Origin of the sequence: Pseudoalteromonas luteoviolacea NCIMB 1942, assembly GCF_001625595.1 — a bacterium.
GTDB lineage: Bacteria > Pseudomonadota > Gammaproteobacteria > Enterobacterales > Alteromonadaceae > Pseudoalteromonas > Pseudoalteromonas luteoviolacea_A.
In genome coordinates this window covers 1-19,232 of the sequence record NZ_AUXT01000147.1, presented here as the reverse complement: position 1 = coordinate 19,232, position 19,232 = coordinate 1, and the positions used below count along the sequence as shown (strand labels likewise).

Below are 19,232 nucleotides of genomic sequence, written 5' to 3'. Positions count from 1 at the left end.
GAAGTTGTTTGGTAAGTATAATGCATAATACTTAAGGCGTATCAAATGTTAACTCTTGACGAATGACGCCGAGATAACTACTAAATAAGATATTTGGATTAATTGCATGTTTGATCAAATATTTAAAAAGCACGCGCCACTAATGGTTGGGATCGACATTGGTTCACACTGTATAAAAGCTGTGCTCCTAGCGGAATCAAGCGCGGGCTTCCGAGTTGAAGCTGTTGCAATTGAACCCTTGCCAAAAGGGGCCATGAAAGAGCGTGCTGTTCAAGATATTGAAGCAATTGGGCGCGTAATTTCAAAGCTCAAAAAACGCCTACCCAAAGGAACGCAGTATGCGTCCGTGGCCGTATCCGGGCAAACAGTTATCACGAAAATGATTTTTATGGATGTATCTTTAACAGATGCTGAATTGGAATCTCAGATAGCGATTGAAGCGGATAGCTTAATACCTTACCCATTAGATGAAGTCAGCCTAGATTTTGAGAAACTGTCTGTCAACGAAGCCGATCCATCAAAAGTGAATGTACTTTTGTCGGCAGCGCGCACTGAAAGTGTCCAAGCAAGGGTTGGAGCATTAGAAGAGTCGGGACTAAAAGCCAAAGTTGTTGATGTTGAAAGCTATGCCCTGGCGCGTTCAGTAGACGTGTTATATGAGCAATTGCCATCCGACGCATACGATAAAGTTGTTGCTATTATTGATATTGGCGCAGTCGTTACACTGATCAGTGTGGTGCAGTCTGGCAAGACTCTTTATACGCGAGATCAAGTATTTGGTGGTGAACAGTACACGAATAGCATCGTAGCGTACTACAATAAAACTTTTGATGAAGCCGAACTAGCTAAAACGACGGGTGACTTACCGCCAAACTACACGTTTGAAGTTTTGGCGCCGTTTCAGACCTCTCTGTTACAGCAAATAAGGAGAGCATTGCAGATGTTTATGACAACCAGTGGCCATGATCAGGTTGATTATATCATATTGACAGGCGGCACTGCGTTGGTGGAAGGGCTTGATCGATTGCTAGTAGATGAATTGGGCGTGCACAGTATTATTGGAGACCCATTCGCAAATATGGAAGTAGCACCGAAAGTGGACAGGAGTGTGCTTAACAGACATCGCTCTCAATTTTCAATAGCTACAGGGTTGGCTTTGAGGAGCTTTTCAACATGCCACATATAAATCTACTGCCTTGGCGTGAACAGCAGCGTCAAGCATCTCAGCAAAAGTTCCTAACCATTTTGGCAGTGATTGTTGCGAGTAGTTTGGCATTCATGTACCTAATGGGTACTTTTTATGACGGATTGCGACAGGGGCAGGAGATTAAAAATCGATATTTGCAAGGCGAGATTGTAAAGTTAGACAAGCGCATTGGCGAGATCGAAGGCTTGAATAAACAAAAAGAAAATCTGCAAAGACGTATTCGCTTAATTGAAGTATTACAAAGCAATCGCAATTTGGGCACGCAAATTATTGATGAAGTGGCCAGAGTTGTGCCAGCTGGTGTGTATTTAACTAGCTTAGAGCGCACAGGCGACATGATTAAGGTGATAGGGCGGAGTGAATCTAATAATCGTTTGTCACAGATGTTGAGAGCGGTTGAATCATCCTATTTATTAGAACGACCTGTGATCCAAGGGATAGTTGCAGGGAGCAATGATGATAGGTTGTTGAGTGATTTTATGATGCACTTTTACGTTAAATCATTCGAACAGATGGAACAAGAACGTCAAGAATGAGATGGCACGCAGTCTGGAGTACCTGCTACATGAAATTGGATGTAAAAGCTTTACAAGAGATAGATTGGAACGAGATTGAGTTAGATAACATCGGCGAGTGGCCGTTACCAGTTAAGGCTTTATGCTGCGCTTTGGTTGTGCTCATTATGCTTATCGTAGGCTACACTATGCTGGTTTCTGCTTCCATTGATAGGTACGAAGGGGCTGTACGAAAAGAGGAAGAATTACGTAAAAGCTATCGCATTAAATATGGGCGTTCGAATAACTTAGAGTTATATCGGCAACAAATGGCTGATATGGAAGAGCAGTTTTCTCAGCTGCTACGCAAGTTACCAACATCTAATGAAACACCAGGATTACTTGATGATTTAACGTATGTTGGCACGTCTAGTGGGCTGACATTTCTTAAAATTGGATGGCTACCCGAAGTCAAAAAAGAGTTTTACACTGAACTGCCTATCAACCTTGAAGTCGTGGGGAGTTATCACGAGTTTGGCGAATTTGTAAGTAAAGTGGCGCAACTTCCACGAATAGTGAGTTTGCATGACTTTAGGATCGAAAATGCAGGTAACAACGCATTGATTTTTGGCGTGGTTGCGAAAACATACCGATATGAACAAGGGGAAAGTCAATGAAATGGCTGACGCCTGCATTCATGTTAGTATTATTAGCAGGGTGCAACGACGACACCGCCAAGCAAAAAGAATACATCGACAAAGTTCAGGCCAGCGCAACGCCTTATATTGAACCTATTCCTGAAATGATGAATTTTGAACACTTTGCTTATCAGGCTTTCGAATTGCGCAGCCCATTTGTTGCGCCTGAGCCTGAAGTGATAGAAAGTCGGCTGGTACAGATAAAAAACTGTTTGCACCCTGACCCAGAAAGAACCAGAGATCCACTGGAAAAGTTTCCATTGGATAACCTAGTGATGAAGGGAATTATCTCAACAAATGCGTCGACATGGGCTTTGATTAAAGCTGCGGATCAAGGTCTTTACAGAATTAAAGAAGGACAATACATGGGGCTTTATCATGGAGAAGTTGTTGGTGTCTTTTCCGATAGAGTTGAGTTGATGGAGCTTATTCCTGATGGCTCAGGCTGTTGGAAAGAGCGTCTAACTACGATAGAAATGCCAGAAGCTGATGAAATTGGCGCGAGCGAATAATAAAAAGGTGAAATGACTATGACGCGCAATCTAGCGAATAGCTTTGCGAAAACGCTTATCGGTGGAGCACTGCTAGGAGCTTCAATGCTCTCTCATGCAATCCCTATGTTGTACGATATTCGATACAACCCAGTTCCTTCTGGAGAAACTGAACTGCAATTGGTATTTGACGAGCAGCTTGATATTGAACCTAAAGTACAGGTGCTTAGCGACCCTGCCAGATTGGAGTTATTTTTTTCTGACGCTGAATTTGAAGAGAGCCTGAAACAATTGGCCATTAATAAAGCGGGCATTAAATCGATAAATAGTTACATGGAAGAGGGGGGCTTTAAGATTAGCATAGCTCTGGAGGCGCTAAAGTTATATAAGACAACGGTCAAAAATAACTTGGTCTATCTTCAGATTTCTGACCAACCGATCCCTGATTCAGCAGCTTCAAATTTAACCAATCAATATATCAATGGCATTCAAAGTATCGATTTTAAAAGAACAGATAAGGGCGCTGCGCAAATCCTCGCTTTTTTGAACACGTCTCAAAGCGCCATTGATGTACAGAAAATTGGTGACAAGATTATTGCTGATTTTCATCATATCAGTATTGCTGATGATCATTTATATGAGTTGGATGTCACAGATTTTGGGACGGTTGTTAGTAAAATTGAAACATTTAGAGAAGATAATAAAACTCGTATTGTTATCGAACCAAACTCAGCATTTAAGTTTAACTATCAGCAATTAGAAAATATTTTTACCCTGACGGTTGAAAAAGATACAAACGAATTCAGTTTTGGTGGTGAGAAGTCATATCAAGGACAGCCAATTACGCTAAACTTCCAGGATATCCCGGTGCGTTCGGTATTACAGATAATCGCAGATACTAATAACTTTAATTTGGTTACGAGTGATTCGGTGTCGGGCAATATCACTCTGCGTCTAGACGGCGTACCGTGGGATCAGGCATTAGATGTAGTTTTACGAGTCAAAGGACTGGATAAAAGAATGGAAGGCTCTATTCTAATGGTAGCGCCTTCAGAAGAGCTTAGTGCGCGTGAAGCAAAAGAGTTGCAAGCTAGAAAGCAAGTGGAAGAGTTAGAGCCACTCTATACTGAGTATATTCAACTCAACTATGCAAAAGCGCAAGAGTTTTCAGATTTGTTGAAAACGGATGTTAATTCTATCATTAGCTTACGCGGTAGCGTGTCTGTTGATGTCCGTACCAACACGTTATTGATTAAGGATACCGCACGCAGTATTGAAAATGTGCGCCGTATGGTAGAAAAGCTTGACGTACCAGTTAAGCAAGTGCGTATCGAGTCTCGTATGGTAACGGTGACGGATAATGTACAAGAAGACCTAGGGATCCGCTGGGGTTTTAGTGATCAGCAAGGGACTGATGCGATTTCTGGTAATTTAACGGCGACTGAGTTGTTATCAAACGGCACTATTCCGCAGTTATCTGACAGGTTAAATGTTAACTTGCCGGTGCAAGGTACGGCAGCCAGTATTGGTATGCATATCGCAAAACTCTCTGATGGGACATTAATTGATCTAGAGTTGACTGCGCTAGAGCAGGAAAATAAAGGCGAAATTATCGCGACGCCGAGTATTACTACTGCAAACCAAAAAACTGCGCGGATAGAGCAAGGTACAGAGATACCATTCGTTGAGGCAACTTCGAGCGGCGCTGCATCGGTTGAATTTAAAAAAGCGGTTTTGAGTCTTGAGGTGACACCTCAAATTACGCCGGATAACAAAATAATTTTGGATTTAATTATCACCCAAGATACACGAGGTGATACAGTACAAACCGCAAGTGGCCCTGCGGTGGCAATAAACACCCAACAAATACAGACACAAGTATTAGTCGATAATGGGCAAACGGTTGTACTTGGTGGTATATATCAGCAAGAAACAACCAATGCAGTAAGTAAAGTTCCATTATTGGGTGACGTGCCTTATTTAGGCATGTTTTTTAGAAACACGAAAGAAATCAATGAAAAGAGAGAGTTATTGATTTTTGTCACACCCAGAATTATGAATGATAATTTGTAATGGCGAGAAATTAACAAATAAAGGTGGAATTTGCGCCTTTTGACTTGAAATTTTGAATGAAATACTGAGATAATCCCCTCCTTAATTTTGGGGCCAGGTCGTTAGGCGGGGTTTTATTTCAAATTTTAGAGTTCGTTTGTACTAAATAGATATGGCTGAGAAACGTAATATATTTCTAGTAGGCCCCATGGGGGCTGGTAAAAGCACAATTGGTCGTCACATTGCCGATCAGTTACACCTTGAGTTTTTCGATTCGGATCAAGAAATTGAGCGCCGCACTGGTGCTGATATTGCTTGGGTTTTCGATATTGAAGGCGAAGAAGGATTCCGTAAGCGTGAAGAAACTGTGATTTCAGATCTTACTGAAAAGCAGGGCATTGTTCTGGCGACAGGCGGTGGTTCTGTGATCAGCAAAGAAGTGCGTAATAAACTGTCAGCTCGTGGGATAGTCGTGTATTTAGAAACGCCAATTGAAAAACAAGTGGCTCGAACACAGCGAGATAAGCGCCGACCTCTGTTGCAAACAGGTGAAGACTCAAGAAAGATTTTAGAAGATTTAGCAGAGAAGCGTAATCATTTGTATAGCGAAGTTGCAGATATCGTTGTACGCACCGATGAACAAAGTGCTAAAGTGGTTGCGAATCAAATTATCGACAAACTAGATTTCTAATAACCAATAAAAAGGAGGGAGTGGTGATGCTTGAATTAAATGTGGATTTGAACGAGCGTAGCTATCCCATCTATATTGGTCAGGATCTATTGTCCGAACGTGGGCGACTTCGAGAGTACTTAGGTAGTAGTCGTCCTGTTATTATTAGTAATGAAACCATTGCGCCTCTTTATTTAACTGCGTTACAAGAACAGTTAAATGATCTTTCTCCTCTTCACTTCATTATTCCAGATGGTGAACAATTTAAAACCTTAGAATGGTTTGAAAAAATCTGTGGTTTTTTATTGGAGCACAATTGTGGTCGTGATACTTGCCTCATAGCTTTGGGTGGTGGAGTTATTGGTGATTTAACAGGGTTTGTGGCTTCGGCGTATCAGCGCGGTGTGCCTTTTATCCAAATCCCAACAACATTACTATCTCAAGTTGATTCTTCAGTGGGCGGTAAGACAGCTGTCAATCACCCTCTTGGGAAGAATATGATTGGGGCTTTTTACCAACCAAAAGCTGTTTTTATTGATACTGACACTTTGCGTTCATTGCCTTCTCGTGAATTTGCAGCAGGTATGGCTGAAGTGATTAAGTATGGGCTTATATATGACGCTGAGTTCTTAGCCTTATTAGAAAAAGCATCTGAGCAACTGACAACACTGGAAACGCAGACTTTAAATCAAGTCATTTACCGTTGTTGTGAGATTAAAGCAGAAATTGTCGCGAAAGATGAGAAAGAAGCTGGACTGAGGGCTTTGCTCAACCTAGGGCATACATTTGGCCACGCTATCGAGGCACAAATGGGTTATGGTAATTGGTTACACGGTGAAGCGGTTGCTGCTGGGATTGTATTGGCGATGGAGCTTGGTCAACAGCGAGGTGATATCACCGAGCAGGAAGTTGAGCGTGTGCGTTCACTGTTATCTCAGTATAACTTGCCTATTGCTCCACCAAGCGACATGACATCTGAGCAATTTATCCATCATATGCGTAAAGATAAAAAGAATAAACGCGGTAAAATTCGCTTTATCGTACCCACTGCTGTTGGGGTATGCGCTTTGGTGGATGATGTTTCAGATGAAAGTGTAGGTAATTTAATAGGGCAGTAATGCAGTCTCAAATATTACCAAGCCGAGCTGCCTTGGTAGACCGAGTTGCGATGCAATTCGAGTACGGCCAAAGCTTAATATGCTTGGTTGGTAACTCAGGTTTAGGCAAAAGTTATTTAGCTGAAAGCTTTATAACAGATAAGTACGAAGACTTTTCAAAAGCGTTTATTCAACTCTCAGCTCAAAGCAAAGACATAGATGTTATAAGGCAATTAATGGAGCATACGTTCCGCTCGCCTATCGTCGATCAAAAACTCTCGTTATCTGAAAACTTTTTTGTTTTGCACAGTGAGCAACCTGCGGAGCCGTGTTTATGGGTGCTCGATGGTGCCCGTCATCTCAGTGATGAGTTAATTGCTGAACTACAAAGCTTGGCGACAAGGGCCCCCAGTATTCTATATATATTGGTTACAGCGCAAGGTCCTGGTATGTTGCCTGGAGCGCTTGATATACACTTAGAGCCGTTGACATTTTCGGAGTCGAAACAACTTATGAAAATGTTTTTTAAAGAGTTACCACCCGAAGACGATCCGATATTTAGCACATTTGTGACAGAGGCGCACGGCAACCCCAGTGTTTTACTCGGATGGACAAAACAGAGTCAAAGCTTAGATCTTAGGCAACCACTGGCGACGAAGAGTAGGCAAAAACACTATTTTATTGCGGCGTCTTCGGTTGTGTTGGTATTGTGTCTGATGGCTGCACTTTATAACAAACAGTTGATGAACTTACTTGAACAACGTCAAGCGGTTGAGCAGCAGAGTAGTAATGTACTGTCTGAACCTACGGTATTAGAAGCAGAACTGGTATTGAGTGATGTAGCCGTCGAAGATCCCAATAACGACGTTGCCGTATCGATTATTGATGAGGAGCAGGTTGAGCCCACCCAAGTCTCAGCGGTACTCGGGGCGCTTTTGGCGACACCAAATGCTTTAGAAGAGTCTAAAAAAGAGGATATGACCTCATCTGTTGAAGCCGTTATGGCAGAAGTTACTGTGCCAGATGAGTCACTAAATACGTCACCAACAACATTAGACCCTGTTAGTGAATTGCAGACGCAACAGCAGAACGATACCACCGTAAATACGCAGCCGCTTGTTGCGACGCCACCGAAAACCAACTTAGGTAATGATAATGCTTGGTTTGTTACCCGATCTGATAGTGAATGGAGTATTCAGTTGTTAGCTGTGATGGACAGAAAAGTGGTGGATGATTTTCTTGCCAAGTATAACGAGGATAACCTTAAAGTGGCTGAAGTAATGCGCAATGGTAAAACATGGTGGTTTGTTACTTTGGCCCCATTCGGTCAATTAGAAGATGCGAAAACGGCGCGCGCAAACCTATCAGGGGATTTGTTAGCTGCAAAGCCATTTTTTAAACGTATCTCTCAAATAAAGCAGCAAATCCAACAGTCACAATAAGAAAAATAGTGTAAAATCGCGCTACTTTTGAGTAATTAGATCGATCATGCAGAAAAAGACCAGAGCCTTTTTAAAATGGGCAGGCGGAAAATATAGCTTAGTAGAAGAGATCACTAAGCGATTACGTAGTGCTAATCCTGAGGCTGACACGTTGGTTGAGCCATTTGTGGGTGCTGGCTCTGTATTTCTGAATAGTAACTTTAAACGCTATGTTTTGAATGATATCAATGCTGATTTGATCAATTTGTACAAAGAGTTGCAGCGGGCACCTGAAGAGTTTATTAGTGACGCAAAGAAGTTATTTGTCGAACAAAATAATTGCCCTGATGCCTACTATGAATATCGCAAGCAGTTCAATGAATGTGTCGATGTTTATGAGCGTGCAATCTTGTTTTTGTACATGAATCGTCATGGTTACAATGGCCTTTGCAGATATAATTTAAAGGGCATTTTTAATGTGCCGTTTGGTAAATATAAGCGCCCCTATTTCCCAGAAAATGAACTTTATTATTTTGCTGAAAAAGCGCAAAGTGCCACGTTTACTTGCTTAAGTTATGAGCAGGTATTTGGCAAGCTGCCCAATAACTCAGTTATATACTGCGATCCTCCTTATGTGCCTTTGAGTAAAACGGCGTCTTTTACAAGCTATGCTAAAGGCGGTTTTAACTTGGACGATCAGGCTGAACTTGCAAACCTTGCTGAAACCGCGGCATTCAAAAGTAATAAGCCTGTGTTGATTTCAAATCATGATACGGTTTGGACAAGGAAAATCTATAGCCAAGCTAATTTGGATGTGATCCAGGTAAAAAGAACGATTAGCCCGAAGGGGAATGGTCGAAACAAAGTAAATGAGTTGATGGCACTCTATGATGCCGATAAGCGTTCTAGCTAGAGGTTAAGCACTTAGCGCAATTATGCCATTTACAAGCGTGATGAGAAAAACAACAAAGAGCACAACAAATATTGTACCAGCCACTACATACGGCCAGAAACGACCCTGCTGAAAATCAAACTGATATTTTTTATCGCTTTGCACGCCAAACATAGCAGCAAGGACGCTTTGAATGAGATTAATAAAAGTCATTATTTTACGTCCAAGCTACGTTTAGCATTAAAATTGTGAAATCGACGAAGTGTCTTGCTTGTCATCAGAACCGATCAACAGTTCCAACAAGTCGAGGTAGTGGAATTGGGCATTACTACTACCACCAGTTAACCAAGCAAACCAGCTTGTGTGCGCCTCACGTTTGCAGTACGGAACATTGTAATTATTATTAGAATTGGTGCACTGACATTGCTCGTACTTTGTAACCACAATCTCTTCGTTTCCAATTGAGAATACACCTACTGAAACTACAGCAGCTGCAAACAATACCGTCCGTGTTTTAAGCCATGTTGCCATAACTATCCCCTCAGCGATGAGCTATCTATAAATAGTACACTATGGATGTTTATTAAACAATCGCTTTATCTACGATTACTGTCATTTACTGGCAAATTGAACAGGTGTTAGCCGTGTAATTAAGCACAATTTGGGTTAAAGTAGCGTCGACATTTTACTTTAAGGGGGTCCCATGTCTTTAGCCAATTCACAGCCTGAATTTTTAATTGCACCATCTATTCTATCGGCAGACTTTGCGCGCTTGGGCAGCGATGTGGAGCGAGTTCTTAATGCAGGAGCTGATGTTGTCCACTTTGATGTTATGGACAACCATTACGTGCCGAATCTTACCTTTGGTCCAATGATCTGTGAAGCATTAAGAGGCTATGGCATTACCGCCCCCATTGATGTACACCTCATGATAAAACCGGTTGATTCGCTAATCCCGAGTTTTGCTAAAGCGGGCGCTGATATCATCACGTTCCACCCAGAGGCGAGCGAACATGTTGATCGCAGTCTGGCGCTAATCAAAGAGCATGGTTGTGAAGCGGGTTTGGTGCTTAACCCTGCTACTCCGCTGCATTATCTTGACTATGTAATGGACAAAGTTGACCAAATTTTATTGATGTCTGTAAACCCAGGGTTTGGTGGCCAAAGTTTTATTCCAAATACGTTGGATAAATTGAAACAAGTCAGAGAGCTTATTGATGCATCGGGTCGAAAAATCCGCTTAGAAGTTGATGGTGGTGTGAAGGTGGAGAATATTGCTGAAATTGCGGCTGCTGGCGCTGATATGTTTGTGGCGGGTTCTGCAATATTTAATCAGCCTGACTATAAAACTGTTATTGATGCCATGCGTCAAGAGTTGTCAAAGGTACGCTAATGAGTTTGAAGGGTATTATATTTGATTTAGATGGAACCTTAGTTGACAGCGTGCAAGACATGCACTGGTCATTAAACCTAGCCCTATCTGATGTGGCTTTTCCTGTTGTATCGGAAGCTCAGGTCAGAGACTGGGTAGGTAATGGTATTGATAAGCTTGTGATGAGAGGGTTGAGCTGTGACTTTGAAGTGAACCCTAACCTGTCTGAGGTGTTAATACAGCAAGCTACGGAACAGTTTAAGCACCACTACCATACACTCGTTGGAGAATATGCTCAGCTTTATCAAGACGTTGAGAGCGTACTAAGAGAGCTGTCAGGTGTGCCAAAAGCGATTGTCACAAATAAAAATAGAGCTTTTACATTGCAGCTGTTGCAAAAACTTAACATCGGCACATATTTTGATGTTATTGTATGTGGTGATGATGGAAACAAAAAGCCAGATCCAGAGCTTCTACATGCTGCCTGTAAAGAGCTAGGTTTAACTGTGCAAGAAGCGATAATGATCGGCGATTCCAAAAGCGATATTTTGGCAGCACAAAATGCGGGTATGCCAGTGATCACGTTAACTTATGGGTACAATCAGGGCTTTGACTTAAAGCAGTTGAATCCAGAGTACCTCTGCGATAGGTTCTTAGATATAATCCCCATTTTAAATAATTTAGACTTGAAACAAATAAAGGAACAAGATGACTAAACCAGTAGTATTAAGTGGCATTCAGCCAACCGGTGGTATGACAATAGGCAATTACGTAGGTGCCATAAACCAGTGGCTTAAGCTACAAGAAAATCACGACTGTTTCTTTATGCTGGTTGATCTTCATGCCATTACCGTGCGTCAAGACCCAGCCGCTTTACGTGAGCGTGTTTTAGACGGTATTGCCATGTATACAGCGTGTGGAATTGACCCTAAAAAATCGGCCTTATTTGTACAATCACAGGTACCAGAGCATGCGCAATTAGGTTGGGTATTGAACTGTTATGCTCAGATGGGTGAACTGAATCGCATGACTCAGTTTAAAGACAAATCGTCAAAACATGCAAACAATGTAAATGTTGGTTTGTTCTCTTATCCGGTGTTGCAAGCTGCTGATATATTGCTATATCAAGCTGATCAGGTTCCTGTTGGGGAAGATCAAAAGCAACATTTAGAGCTGACGCGTGATATTGCAACCCGCTTTAATAATATTTACGGTGATGTATTCAAGGTGCCTGAGCCATATATCCCTGAGTTGGGCGCGCGCGTAATGAGTCTTCAAGATCCAACGAAAAAAATGTCTAAGTCAGATGAAAATCCGAATGGGTTTGTGCTGTTATTGGACGAGCCGAAAAAAATCGAGAAGAAGCTTAAAAAAGCGGTTACTGACTCCGATGAGCAAGCGCGAATTTATTTTGACCGTCAAGAAAAGCCTGGTGTATCTAACCTGCTTACATTACTGTCTGTGGCAACTGGTCGTTCAGTTGACACTCTTGTGCCAGAGTACGAAGACAAAATGTATGGACATTTGAAAAAAGATACAGCGGCAGCGGTTGTTGAGATGCTTGAGCCGATCCAGTCTCGCTTCCATGAGATTAGAGCCGATAAGACGTTGCTTGAAAATATCATGCGCAATGGCGCCGAAAAGGCGAGTGAGCGCGCAGAGAAGACGTTAAAAGCAGTCTATGACGTGGTGGGTTTCATCCCTCGCCCATAGTAGTCACGTATTTTTCTGATCCTATGAGCCAGAGCAGTAGCATGCTTTGGCTTTTTTATGTTCGCAGCTTGATATCGGGTATGAGTTAGATCTTTCATTTTTTAAGGGTATTAACGTGCGGGGAAGGAAAAAAGGGTGGTGACAGAGCCACCACACCTTAGCAAGTAAGTCTCAGACCTACCTACTCTCACGCAATGTGTAGTACCAAACCTGTTTAGGGCTGGCCTTATAATTCGAAATAGTTGGTGAACAGCTTATATAGTTCAGTGCCTTGGTTCACACTAGCTGAAGCAAAGTGCAATATTGCGATACCATCTTGTGCAAAGGTTACTTGCTGTAGAGCTTCCCCGTCGCAATATTTATCCATACGCAACACCGTTGCCAGAGAATCCCCAGCTTTTACATGGGCACCTAATGAAGCTTGATAGTCGATCATGCCACCCATAGGAGCATAAACCGCCACATAATCTTTTAAATAACAGGCGTATCGGGTAATTGAGCGTGGCTGGTAACCTGATTCCAATACCACCTCTTTATGAGTGAGATAGCTAAGAATGCTATTGGCATCATGCTCTGCTTCTTTGAGGTCAATTTGCTCTTGTGAGCCCAGCTCCACGGTAAAGGCTTCTATTAAAGTTGAAAACTCTCGCCCCTGTGCTGCAAAAGACTCACTGAGTTGCCACCAAGGGCAGAAGCAGGCTTCATCCATAGCGCCATCAAACTCATTGGGGATCAGTAAGGTATGTTGAATATCAAAATGCTTTGCACTGTCTTTGGCATATTCAGGACAGTAGAGGTGTTTGGCAGACACCGGACCTGTGTGTAAATCTAGGACAAAGTTTGCTTGATGTGCCAAATGTTGCAGGTGCAAGGCAATACGTTTGCCTGTTTTCAACTGGTGCTGTTGTCCGAGGAGCAAGCCTTCAGTATGTTCAACCAGTAGTTTTTTAAATTCATCGCGAATGATGTCTTCAGGCTCATCTTTAAAGCGCGTAACAAATTCTGCGACTAGTTGGCTGTGATCATGATAGAGCCTATTCCAGTTTTCACCTGTAATTGGGTCAAAGCGGCCAAGCGTAAATTCACCTGATTTTTGATTGCAGCCAATCGGGTTGGCATAAGGTACTAAGGTAATGGATCCTGCGAGCCGTGCTGATTTTAATTTTTCAAGTAAAGCGTAAATCACGGCATTACCTTGCACTTCAGCGCCATGCATGTTGGCCTGAATATATACATTTGGACCAACTTGCCTGTCACCAATAGTAAACACTGGGATCGTTAATGCTTGGCCATTCGCAAGCTCACCAACTTGAATGGTTTGTTGAGTGATCTTATTCATAATTACCTCAGGTACTCTTGTGGTGTAAGAGAGGATCGCACACAACGGACCTCTCCAGCTTGATAGATGAATTCAGCAGGTAGTGCATGGCACAGGAAATAAGGCATACTCTCTGTAAAACCATATGCGCCACACTGGCTAAACACGAGCCAGTCATCTTCATGTATATCGGCTGGTAGTAGATGTTCTCCTAAATTATCCAAGGCGGTACATAAAGGGCCATGCAGTGTAAAAGGCACGGCTGTTGTTTGGCTTTCTCGTAGCAGCTTTGCTGGAAAAGGTTGTCCTGTAACCGCTGGACGAAGTAGGTGGTTGATACCGCCAGCTAGAATCAATTGGTTTGCGCCATAGTTTTGCTTTTGCTCTATGACTGGATTGACGTAATAGCCACATTCACCTACTGCATAGCGACCCAACTCCATCCATAACTCTTCTATGCGCGCATCGGCTTTAAACTGGGCTAAGCTCGTTAAAATTGCTTGCCAATCAATAGGTAAATCTTCACTGCTGTAAGGAATACCCAAACCGCCACCCAGATCTAAAATGCGTAAGTTCATTTCAAGTCTTTCGGACAGGGAAACAAGCGGCGCGATCATTTGCTGCCACAGTGAAGCGAGTTTGCTTGCATCAAGCATATTGCCCCACTGGAAAATATGTAAACCTGCAAAGTCTAAGTTTGGATAGTCACCTAAGCTTATCGTTGTCCACTCTTCGGCGCCTAAGCCAAACGGCGTCAAGCTATCACCGCCAAGCGGGTTCTTTTCGTTGTTTGGCCAACGCAGCTGTACCCGTAATAAAATACGCAGCTGAGTATCATGCCTCTGTGCAGCTTCTTGCAGCCAAGTCACCTGATTGATGCTTTCCGCGACAAAGGTTGTGACACCAAACGAGAAGAACTCTTCTATCTGATGTTGAGACTTAGCAGGTCCAGTGTTGAGTACGCGTTTAGCGTCGATACCTTGAGACAGTACTTGCTTTAGTTCCCCACTACTAGCGACGTCAAAATCAAACCCAGCTTGATCTAAAGTTTGAATGACGCTAGACAGAGGGTTTGCTTTGACTGCGTACCACAGCTTTACAACTGATTGATCATTTATACTCTTTAAGTGCTTAGACAACTGTTCTAAGTCATACAGGTAAAATGGTTCATGTTGCTGGGCCGTTAGGTCGGTTATCGCTGCTTTAACTGGCGTACTCAAGGTTTGCATTATCGAAGCACCTCTTCTAACTCAAGTGCAGCATCGCTTTGTTCATCGCGGTACTTAACAATCAGTGCGCATGACAAGCTTAGTCCTTGTTGTTGGGCCCAGTCGCCTTTAGCAGGTCTTGAACCTGGGATCACGATGGCATTTTTAGGGATCGCTTCCCCTTTCTCTAAAACACGTTCATTTACACAGTCATAAACAGGGATACTTGCAGATAAGCGTACACCAGGGGCTAATACAGCACCTTTTTTAACAACGACGCCTTCAACTAAAACACAACCCGCTCCGATAAATGCATTGTCTTCAACGACAACGGGGCTCGCACCGATTGGCTCAAGCACACCACCAACCTGAACTGCTGCACTCAGGTGCACATTTTTACCAATTTGAGCACAAGAGCCCACTAAGGCATGGCTGTCTACCATCGTGCCTTCATCAATATAAGCACCGATGTTAACATAGGCTGGCGGCATGATAATCGTGCCGGCTGCTACATATGCTCCGCGGCGAACACTACTGCCACCGGGTACCATTCTTACACCCGCTTTTGCAGCAAAACCTTGCGGTGCTAAATTATCTTTGTCGACAAACCCACCTGGGAACTCGGTGTTTGTCCCGTTTCTAAATGCTTCTAAAATACCTTGTTTTACCTCGACATTTGCATGCCAATTGCCTTGTTCATCCTGTGTTGCAGCGCGAACAGTACCGTTTTCAAGGTTGTTTAATAGGGATAACCAGCTCATGTATACTTCCTTAAGTCCAAGATAAAATTGTTGAATTTGCTGTTTTAATAAAAGTGGTGTCAGTCAGTTCTAAATGGGTCAGCGGTGGTCGCAATCGTGGTGTCGAAAGTTGGCCCTGTAAGTGCATTAGCACCTTGACTGGAATTGGATTTGCGACGCTAAATAAGCTATTTACGGCGTCGGTCCAAGTGGTAAATAAATTTGGAAATGTACCAGCCAAAGAGCGACTAACAAACTCGGCGGTTTGCTTTGGCCAAGCATTGGCAGCAACGGAAACTAGGCCCGCAGCACCAGCTTGCGCAAAATAAGGCATGAGCCCATCATCACCACTGAAAATGGCTAATTCAGGGGATGCCTTACGAAAAGATTCGAATGTTACAATGTCACCACTGGCTTCTTTGAGTGCCCAAAGGTTTGGGTGCGAAGAGAGATTCTCGATCACATTTGGACTAATAGAAACGGCACTACGGCCAGGTACATTGTAAAGCATACAAGGGAAATCACTGGCATCTAGCAGTGTTTTAAACCAGTGTGTGAGGCCAATATTCCCCGGCTTTGCATAAAGTGGTGAACCCAGTAAAAATGCATCAATGGGCTTGGTATTGCAAAATTTTACCCACTCAAGTTGCAGCGCAAGATCACAGCCTCCAACGGCAACCATCAGTGGTACTGTTGGGTTTAGGTCACAGACAAAATTAACAATAGCACGTTGTTCTTGCTGCGAAAGCGCGAGGCCTTCACCTGTGCTGCCAAGCAGCAATATCCCATTACCCGCAGATTGTTGAGCACGCACTAATGCTTCTAAAGTCGCAAAATCAACATGGTTATTGTCGTCAAACGGCGTAACTAATGCCGTCCACAAGGGGTAGTTTGATAAGGTATAATTAGATTTCATCTCTACCGAACTTAAAAGCTGTTCGATAGTTAGGCGCTTTGAAGCTTGCCCATCTCTCGAACAATTAAAATTCGAAGAGCAATGGACTTAAAATAGAATAAGGCAGGCCTTATCTTTCTAAGACCAGAAGCTCTCCACCAAATATGTTGGTGACAGTCGTTGGGATTCAGCCCAAGCGCCCGAAAAAACCGCCAAACAAAAACGGTTTCTTCTCGGCGTTAATTCCCCTCACTAAGTGTCTTTGGAATTTGCTCTCCTCGACTCAGCTACCTGAATAACGCACCTCTTCCAGCCCTCAAAACAGCAACAATGGCTATTTTGCGATAATAGGGTCAGGGGGATTGAAACATTTTGGCCGTCTAGGTGTCAAGCTTCGAAAGGTAAAAGATGAAAAATAAGCTAGACTGAGATAGTTGGTGAGAGAGTTTATTTTGCGGCGCTGAGGCCGAGAAGGAGATCTTCGGTTGTTGAAAATCCTGAAAAACTTTAGGCGGAGATATATCCTAGCAATCTCCATTATGGCGATCTTGATAACTACAGCAATGGTCACGATGCAAGTGCTGTTGTCACAGCAGTCTATCAGCGCAAATGTGATTAATACTGCTGGTATGCAAAGGATGCTCTCTCAAAAAGCGGCTTTGTTACTTGGCAATGAATATATTAAAGAGCAAAAGCACAAGTTCGTTAACGAACAAGCATTTCTTGAAACTCTGGAGATGATGCGTGCCAACCATGCCTTCTTGATGGAAAAAAATGCGCAAGGGTATGTGCATTTATCACCTGAGTTGGAGCGCCTTTATTTTCAAAAACCGGTCGCTTTGGAGGTGCAAATCAAAACCTATTGGCTGATGTTGCTAGACGCACATAGGCTTGCCCACGCTAATAATTTAAGCATTGAAAAATTGGAACAAGTTAACGCCAGATCGCAGCAAATATTGGTTATTTTAGATAAAGCAGTCACATTACATGAGGAGTTTGCTAACGAGAAAGTTGCTAAGATCCAAAATGCGGAGCTGCTGATCTGGTTGTTAGGATTGATTATTTTAGCCATTGAGGTTCGATGGATATTTTACCCAATGGAAATTAGTATCAGAGACAAAATTAACCACCTGCAGCGACTGCGACAAGAGTCCAACCGATTACAGCATAGCAAAGGGGAGTTCCTTGCTAGAGCCAGCCACGAGATGCGGACACCACTGCAAGCCATATTGGGCTATTTGCACCTATACCTAGAAACCAAAAAACAAGCTCATTTGGATATCGTGAGTCGAAGTGCACAGCAATTGCATGTATTGCTGTCATCTATTGATGATTATAACGCGTTGTCTGAACAAAAAAATATAAAGCTAGAGACTAAAGTCGCGTGCCTATCGGATACATTAGATTTGCCTATTTCGCTCCATGAAGGCGTGGCAAGCAACAAGCAGCTGCAGTTTCACGCGGAGATAGGGGATGAATTGAAACAGGTGGTGGAGTGCGATCACAATCGAGTTGCCTGGCTAGTTGGAGAGTTGTTAGGTAATGCTATTAAGTTTACCGAACACGGCGAAGTGAAAGTACAGGCATATGGTGTTTTTGGAGCTCATGAACAGGCTAATCTGGTTTGTGAAATTTCAGATACGGGCCCTGGAATGACAGGCATTAAAAGTAATGACGATGAGACAAAAAACTACCAGGGTATGCAATTGGGGTTGGCGCGAGCACGTTTACTAGTAAGCATGATGGATGGACAAATGGTGTTTAGTGAATGTGAGCCCTGCGGCACAAAAGTACGATTGGATCTGCCCGTTAAATTGACCTTACAAAACAATACAGCTAAGCATCGGGAGGGGGCAACACAAAAAGTGCTTTTGGTGGAAGATAACTTATTGAATGCACGGATCGTCATTTCTATGCTAGAAAATCTCCGGCTAAGTGTTGTTCATACCATAAACGGGCAAGAAGCAATTAACGCATTGCAAAGTGAGGAGTTTTCTTTGGTGATCATGGACCTAAATATGCCGATTATGGATGGCTTTTTAGCGATCAAACTGATTCGACAGTCGCTGGGACTGGAATTACCGATACTTGTACTCACTGCAAATACATCGGAGCACTCTATTGCACGAGTCTATGATTTAGGCGCAAGTACACACCTCTTTAAACCCGTGGACTTTACAGCACTCCAAGAAAAGGTCGAAGCGCTGCTGATCCCCACAGCACTTAGTGAGTAACTTTGATATTGCCAACTCCCACATCGACCTCTAACTGGAATTTGCCTTTACCTTGATATTGGGTTGTAGAACCAACCATAGATTTTTCGTGATGAGATTGGCCTGAAAAGTTTTTGAGCTTTGTTTTTCCGACACCAGACTCTAAGTCGACTCTTTGGTAATCTTTTAATGCGCTTTGAATTTTGACATTACCTACCCCGACTTCGATTTCTGCACTGTTTTCAAGCGTGTCAATACTGACATTACCCACGCCTATTTCAGCGTCTAAGACTAAGGATACAGGTACTTTAACATGCCAAATTTGCTCTACTGTGTCTTCGTCTATAGTGAGATAGATTTCATTACCATACTGCCTTTGTTCAAGCTTAATCGCGCTTAAATCGGTTTTACCTAACCAGCTCTCTGCTTTTTCCACCAATTCAATATTCACTTGAATCGAATCCCCTGGGTAAGTTTCAATGTTTAGTTTACCAATGGGAAAAGCAATCTCTAAAGCTTGACTTGAAGTAGCAGGAAACTGCTGTGAAATAGTGTGAGATTGGGCTGCATGTGCTTGCCACACAACACTCAAAGATAGGGGCAACCAATATAATTTTCTCATAAAAAGCTCCATTCATTTATCGATATACTTATTGGTTGGTCGCAGCGCGAGCTAAAAAGGTTTAAAAATAAAGCAAAAGTTGGTAAGTAAAAAGCAAAGACGCAATTAGAGGTAGTGTTCAAAAATCTG

General features: G+C 42.8%; 20 protein-coding genes and 1 riboswitch. Of the genes, 13 read left to right on the top strand and 7 right to left on the bottom strand.

The features are described 5' to 3' along the window. Window positions 1-106 precede the first annotated feature (106 nt). The 9 genes from N482_RS08525 to N482_RS08485 all read left to right on the top strand — a co-directional run bounded on the left by N482_RS08525 (window position 107) and on the right by N482_RS08485 (window position 9,043). Window positions 107-1,186, top strand: coding sequence for a pilus assembly protein PilM (locus N482_RS08525; protein WP_063373450.1), 1,080 nt, complete (start codon window positions 107-109; stop codon window positions 1,184-1,186). After that, window positions 1,174-1,743: a PilN domain-containing protein gene (locus N482_RS08520; protein ID WP_063376637.1), complete on the top strand. Its 570-nt coding sequence runs from the start codon at window positions 1,174-1,176 to the stop codon at window positions 1,741-1,743. Before N482_RS08525 ends, N482_RS08520 begins: the two co-directional genes overlap by 13 nt. Before the next feature lie 29 nt (window positions 1,744-1,772). After that, entirely contained in the window at window positions 1,773-2,378 is a 606-nt protein-coding gene (locus N482_RS08515) for a type 4a pilus biogenesis protein PilO (RefSeq protein WP_063376636.1), read from the top strand. Continuing rightward, window positions 2,375-2,911 carry a pilus assembly protein PilP gene (locus N482_RS08510; RefSeq protein WP_063376635.1) on the top strand — a complete coding sequence of 179 codons (537 nt, stop codon included), beginning with the start codon at window positions 2,375-2,377 and terminating at the stop codon, window positions 2,909-2,911. The genes N482_RS08515 and N482_RS08510 overlap by 4 nt, the downstream gene beginning before the upstream one ends. A gap of 18 nt (window positions 2,912-2,929) precedes the next feature. After that, entirely contained in the window at window positions 2,930-4,963 is a 2,034-nt protein-coding gene (pilQ, locus tag N482_RS08505; RefSeq protein ID WP_063376634.1) for a type IV pilus secretin PilQ family protein, read from the top strand. A gap of 151 nt (window positions 4,964-5,114) precedes the next feature. After that, the gene (aroK, locus tag N482_RS08500) at window positions 5,115-5,633 is read left to right on the top strand and encodes a shikimate kinase AroK (protein ID WP_063373445.1); all 519 of its coding nucleotides are present in this window, start codon (window positions 5,115-5,117) and stop codon (window positions 5,631-5,633) included. 26 nt (window positions 5,634-5,659) lie between these two features. Then, on the top strand, window positions 5,660-6,730 hold the full coding sequence (gene aroB / locus N482_RS08495) for a 3-dehydroquinate synthase (protein WP_063376633.1): 1,071 nt from the start codon (window positions 5,660-5,662) through the stop codon (window positions 6,728-6,730). Continuing rightward, window positions 6,730-8,151: an SPOR domain-containing protein gene (locus N482_RS08490; RefSeq protein WP_063376632.1), complete on the top strand. Its 1,422-nt coding sequence runs from the start codon at window positions 6,730-6,732 to the stop codon at window positions 8,149-8,151. The genes aroB and N482_RS08490 overlap by 1 nt, the downstream gene beginning before the upstream one ends. Before the next feature lie 46 nt (window positions 8,152-8,197). Beyond that, entirely contained in the window at window positions 8,198-9,043 is an 846-nt protein-coding gene (locus N482_RS08485; RefSeq protein WP_063376631.1) for a Dam family site-specific DNA-(adenine-N6)-methyltransferase, read from the top strand. A 3-nt stretch (window positions 9,044-9,046) separates the two neighbouring features. Here N482_RS08485 and N482_RS08480 read toward each other — a convergent pair whose 3' ends face one another. Beyond that, window positions 9,047-9,235 carry a DUF2970 domain-containing protein gene (locus N482_RS08480; RefSeq protein ID WP_063376630.1) on the bottom strand — a complete coding sequence of 63 codons (189 nt, stop codon included), beginning with the start codon at window positions 9,233-9,235 and terminating at the stop codon, window positions 9,047-9,049. A gap of 27 nt (window positions 9,236-9,262) precedes the next feature. Beyond that, window positions 9,263-9,553: a hypothetical protein gene (locus N482_RS08475; protein ID WP_063376629.1), complete on the bottom strand. Its 291-nt coding sequence runs from the start codon at window positions 9,551-9,553 to the stop codon at window positions 9,263-9,265. 172 nt (window positions 9,554-9,725) lie between these two features. Here N482_RS08475 and rpe point away from each other — a divergent pair, with 172 nt between their 5' ends. From rpe to trpS, 3 genes are read left to right on the top strand one after another with little or no spacing between them, the layout of a single operon-like run. Beyond that, window positions 9,726-10,415 carry a ribulose-phosphate 3-epimerase gene (rpe, locus tag N482_RS08470; RefSeq protein WP_063376628.1) on the top strand — a complete coding sequence of 230 codons (690 nt, stop codon included), beginning with the start codon at window positions 9,726-9,728 and terminating at the stop codon, window positions 10,413-10,415. Then, complete coding sequence (locus tag N482_RS08465; protein WP_063376627.1) at window positions 10,415-11,110, top strand: HAD family hydrolase; 696 nt, start codon at window positions 10,415-10,417, stop codon at window positions 11,108-11,110. Before rpe ends, N482_RS08465 begins: the two co-directional genes overlap by 1 nt. Continuing rightward, on the top strand, window positions 11,103-12,107 hold the full coding sequence (gene trpS / locus N482_RS08460) for a tryptophan--tRNA ligase (RefSeq protein ID WP_063376626.1): 1,005 nt from the start codon (window positions 11,103-11,105) through the stop codon (window positions 12,105-12,107). Before N482_RS08465 ends, trpS begins: the two co-directional genes overlap by 8 nt. A 226-nt stretch (window positions 12,108-12,333) precedes the next feature. Here trpS and N482_RS08455 read toward each other — a convergent pair whose 3' ends face one another. From N482_RS08455 to dapA, 4 genes are read right to left on the bottom strand one after another with little or no spacing between them, the layout of a single operon-like run. After that, complete coding sequence (locus tag N482_RS08455) at window positions 12,334-13,446, bottom strand: succinylglutamate desuccinylase/aspartoacylase family protein (protein WP_063376625.1); 1,113 nt, start codon at window positions 13,444-13,446, stop codon at window positions 12,334-12,336. 2 nt (window positions 13,447-13,448) lie between these two features. Beyond that, window positions 13,449-14,654 carry a PLP-dependent decarboxylase gene (locus tag N482_RS08450; protein WP_063376624.1) on the bottom strand — a complete coding sequence of 402 codons (1,206 nt, stop codon included), beginning with the start codon at window positions 14,652-14,654 and terminating at the stop codon, window positions 13,449-13,451. Further along, window positions 14,654-15,394 (bottom strand): 2,3,4,5-tetrahydropyridine-2,6-dicarboxylate N-succinyltransferase, encoded by a 741-nt coding sequence (locus N482_RS08445; RefSeq protein WP_063376623.1) that lies wholly within the window; start codon window positions 15,392-15,394, stop codon window positions 14,654-14,656. The genes N482_RS08450 and N482_RS08445 overlap by 1 nt, the downstream gene beginning before the upstream one ends. 10 nt (window positions 15,395-15,404) lie before the next feature. Further along, complete coding sequence (gene dapA, locus N482_RS08440) at window positions 15,405-16,289, bottom strand: 4-hydroxy-tetrahydrodipicolinate synthase (protein WP_063376622.1); 885 nt, start codon at window positions 16,287-16,289, stop codon at window positions 15,405-15,407. Window positions 16,290-16,408: 119 nt separating this feature from the next. Next, window positions 16,409-16,585: riboswitch (Lysine riboswitch) on the bottom strand. A 222-nt stretch (window positions 16,586-16,807) separates the two neighbouring features. On the opposite strand from dapA, the gene N482_RS08435 reads away from it, so the two are divergent. Continuing rightward, window positions 16,808-18,502 carry a response regulator gene (locus N482_RS08435; protein ID WP_063376621.1) on the top strand — a complete coding sequence of 565 codons (1,695 nt, stop codon included), beginning with the start codon at window positions 16,808-16,810 and terminating at the stop codon, window positions 18,500-18,502. Here the strand turns inward: N482_RS08435 and N482_RS08430 are convergent. Beyond that, window positions 18,492-19,103 carry a hypothetical protein gene (locus N482_RS08430; RefSeq protein ID WP_063376620.1) on the bottom strand — a complete coding sequence of 204 codons (612 nt, stop codon included), beginning with the start codon at window positions 19,101-19,103 and terminating at the stop codon, window positions 18,492-18,494. The genes N482_RS08435 and N482_RS08430 overlap by 11 nt on opposite strands. Between the last annotated feature and the right edge of the window lie 129 nt (window positions 19,104-19,232).

Excerpts from the sequence above, each read along its gene's own strand:
- trpS (WP_063376626.1), top strand. The coding sequence starts at position 11,103 with ATGACTAAACCAGTAGTATTAAGTGGCATTCAGCCAACCGGTGGTATG.
- N482_RS08515 (WP_063376636.1), top strand. The coding sequence starts at position 1,773 with ATGAAATTGGATGTAAAAGCTTTACAAGAGATAGATTGGAACGAGATT.
- N482_RS08450 (WP_063376624.1), bottom strand. The coding sequence starts at position 14,654 with ATGCAAACCTTGAGTACGCCAGTTAAAGCAGCGATAACCGACCTAACG.
- aroK (WP_063373445.1), top strand. The coding sequence starts at position 5,115 with ATGGCTGAGAAACGTAATATATTTCTAGTAGGCCCCATGGGGGCTGGT.
- N482_RS08455 (WP_063376625.1), bottom strand. The coding sequence starts at position 13,446 with ATGAATAAGATCACTCAACAAACCATTCAAGTTGGTGAGCTTGCGAAT.
- N482_RS08445 (WP_063376623.1), bottom strand. The coding sequence starts at position 15,394 with ATGAGCTGGTTATCCCTATTAAACAACCTTGAAAACGGTACTGTTCGC.
- rpe (WP_063376628.1), top strand. The coding sequence starts at position 9,726 with ATGTCTTTAGCCAATTCACAGCCTGAATTTTTAATTGCACCATCTATT.
- pilQ (WP_063376634.1), top strand. The coding sequence starts at position 2,930 with ATGACGCGCAATCTAGCGAATAGCTTTGCGAAAACGCTTATCGGTGGA.
- aroB (WP_063376633.1), top strand. The coding sequence starts at position 5,660 with ATGCTTGAATTAAATGTGGATTTGAACGAGCGTAGCTATCCCATCTAT.
- N482_RS08485 (WP_063376631.1), top strand. The coding sequence starts at position 8,198 with ATGCAGAAAAAGACCAGAGCCTTTTTAAAATGGGCAGGCGGAAAATAT.
- N482_RS08510 (WP_063376635.1), top strand. The coding sequence starts at position 2,375 with ATGAAATGGCTGACGCCTGCATTCATGTTAGTATTATTAGCAGGGTGC.
- N482_RS08475 (WP_063376629.1), bottom strand. The coding sequence starts at position 9,553 with ATGGCAACATGGCTTAAAACACGGACGGTATTGTTTGCAGCTGCTGTA.
- N482_RS08480 (WP_063376630.1), bottom strand. The coding sequence starts at position 9,235 with ATGACTTTTATTAATCTCATTCAAAGCGTCCTTGCTGCTATGTTTGGC.
- N482_RS08520 (WP_063376637.1), top strand. The coding sequence starts at position 1,174 with ATGCCACATATAAATCTACTGCCTTGGCGTGAACAGCAGCGTCAAGCA.
- N482_RS08465 (WP_063376627.1), top strand. The coding sequence starts at position 10,415 with ATGAGTTTGAAGGGTATTATATTTGATTTAGATGGAACCTTAGTTGAC.
- N482_RS08490 (WP_063376632.1), top strand. The coding sequence starts at position 6,730 with ATGCAGTCTCAAATATTACCAAGCCGAGCTGCCTTGGTAGACCGAGTT.
- N482_RS08435 (WP_063376621.1), top strand. The coding sequence starts at position 16,808 with ATGGCGATCTTGATAACTACAGCAATGGTCACGATGCAAGTGCTGTTG.
- N482_RS08430 (WP_063376620.1), bottom strand. The coding sequence starts at position 19,103 with ATGAGAAAATTATATTGGTTGCCCCTATCTTTGAGTGTTGTGTGGCAA.
- N482_RS08525 (WP_063373450.1), top strand. The coding sequence starts at position 107 with ATGTTTGATCAAATATTTAAAAAGCACGCGCCACTAATGGTTGGGATC.
- dapA (WP_063376622.1), bottom strand. The coding sequence starts at position 16,289 with ATGAAATCTAATTATACCTTATCAAACTACCCCTTGTGGACGGCATTA.